The 2,012-nt window shown below is 47.6% G+C and carries 2 protein-coding genes and 1 pseudogene; 1 reads left to right on the top strand and 2 read right to left on the bottom strand.

Annotated elements, in window-relative coordinates; genetic code table 11:
• Window positions 1–238, top strand: a 238-nt coding sequence (locus MOST_RS17420) for a hypothetical protein (protein WP_161952865.1), incomplete at its 5' end; no start/stop codon positions are given.
• On the opposite strand, the gene MOST_RS15530 is transcribed toward MOST_RS17420, so the two are convergent.
• Together MOST_RS15530 and MOST_RS17415 are read right to left on the bottom strand one after the other, a co-directional pair.
• A complete protein-coding gene (locus tag MOST_RS15530) occupies window positions 225–1,010 on the bottom strand; it encodes a SurA N-terminal domain-containing protein (RefSeq protein WP_054936083.1) in 786 nt (261 codons plus the stop codon). The genes MOST_RS17420 and MOST_RS15530 overlap by 14 nt on opposite strands.
• A 744-nt stretch (window positions 1,011–1,754) precedes the next feature.
• A pseudogene (locus tag MOST_RS17415) lies at window positions 1,755–2,012 on the bottom strand (IS110 family RNA-guided transposase); the annotation flags it as partial.

Below are 2,012 nucleotides of genomic sequence, written 5' to 3'. Positions count from 1 at the left end.
TAAAATCTCCCGGTTAAACCCGGAAAAGGAAGGGCAGGAAACTATCTACACCGGGGAATGGACGGGAGAACGCCCCGCCATGCAATCTATTGACGGTAAAATAGTTTTGCGCAACGGTAAAGAACTGATCTTTTTCGATGCCAATGACTTCAAGGTGTTACGGACAGTGAAATTACCGGTATTTGATCGCTGCACAGGAGTTCATGCTAAGGTGGTGAAAAAGACTAATCATAAATAACCTCAAGGTCTTTGTCTTTTATACGAATATCGGCCCGGTGCAAAATTTCGTTAGTATAATCTTCCCAGCGATTTTCAACCATGTACCGGAACTCATCCCCGCGGATTTCAGGATGTTTATTGCCCCATTCCGCTTTAAACTTTTCCCGCAAACGGTTAATGGGCATGGTCCGCATGAGGCTTTGCACCCGGTATTCTGTTAGCACTTCCGGACTGGTAAAGCCCATCAATTCCATGAACTTCTTTTCAACCTCTTGCAGCCTTTCTATCTCTTCCTTGGCTTTTGCATCTTTAAGCGCCTCTTTTAGGGATTCCTGGGAAAGGGTCTCTATTTCCTGGTAACGTTGCCGGGCCTCGTCTATAGAAACTTTATATCCCTCCTTAACTGCTTCCTGGTATAAGACCTCTTCCCGCACCAGCCGGTTAAAAGCCTCATTCTTGTCCCCTGTCATCTCGCTTTGACGTTTTGCCCGGAGGTAGTAACGCTTTTCTTCTGGCGACATCTTGGACCAGTCCCGTCCGGAATTCTTTAGAAACTCGTCTATGTTAGAAACAGATCCTGATTGAATCCTCATTTCAGCCGTTAATTGCATTCTAAGCATTTCTTTTTCCAGGGCTTCCTTAGTTATTGGTTGACCATTTACAAGGGCTACTACCTCCTCGATTTCTTTTGGCGATTGAGATGATCGGGCGCAGGCTGTAAAGGCGAGGATTGGTAGTAAGGTCATAACGATTAATGCTTTCAACAGGGTCCGATTGTTGCCGGCGAGCACATTATCCCCTTCTTCTAAGGTGGTAATGACTGATAACAAAGCTAAATAAAAGGCAGACCGTCCTTTTAGGATACCAATTTACCATCTTTTGTCTATAACTATTTAAGCATTACACTTATTTAGGCTAGGATTACACCCCTTTTAATGAAAGACCTTATTTGCATCAATGGGTTCCTCCTGATATGGAAGGGCCTTGTCAAGCCCCTCCGAAATTTTTTTGCGAAACCTGTTTTGGGGACAGAAATATCCACCCACTGCTCAAGGCAGCAATTCAAAGTTGGACGTCTACGGATTTTAACTCTTTCCGCCCGGCTCTGGCAGCCCCATCCTGGGCGGGGAGCAAGCCTGTCAAGGGCCGCGTAGTGGGCCGCAGGCTTTACCCTTGACTGGCGCAGCGACCCGCCCTATAATGCAAAAGCTGCCGGGCGGATTGCGCTTTATTTTTCTTGTTTTGTTATCCCACCCCTCATCCAGGGTGCAGGGGGCAATAGGTGGGTTGGGCTTAATCGACGGTTGCTCAACCTGATATGCGTGGATTGGCTACCACAAGACGTTTATGCGTCGGGAGCTGCCCCGGTCTAAGAACGTGCATCAGGTCAAAATACGCCTGGCACATAGGAAGTGCCGGGGGTTCTCCTTACCGCTGCCGAACACCACCTACTGGCTCCTACACCCTGCTTGTGATAATTGGTATTGGCAACTGACAACTGGCTAGGTTGGTCTGAGGAAATGATAGTTAATTCTTTAAGCAATCTTGGTGAGTTTTTCTTCCTGCTTTACTTCCTGGGCTATCGCCCACATAAAGCCTAGTAATTCCCGGGCTACCGCTACTACTGCTACTTGTTTTATTTTGCCCCTTCCTGTTAAGCGGCGGAACTTTAAATTAAGCCGGTGTTGTGCCTGCCAGGAGATGGCCTTGATCTTCTCTGGTTGTCCTTCTTGGCGTTTCTTGAGCCCATAACCTATTGCCGGTAGTCGCCGGTAATGCCAGGCGGCTTCGAC

The sequence above is a fragment of the Neomoorella stamsii genome (assembly GCF_002995805.1).
Classification (GTDB): Bacteria; Bacillota; DSM-521; order Neomoorellales; family Neomoorellaceae; genus Neomoorella; species Neomoorella stamsii.
This window is presented reverse-complemented; position numbering and strand designations above follow the sequence as displayed.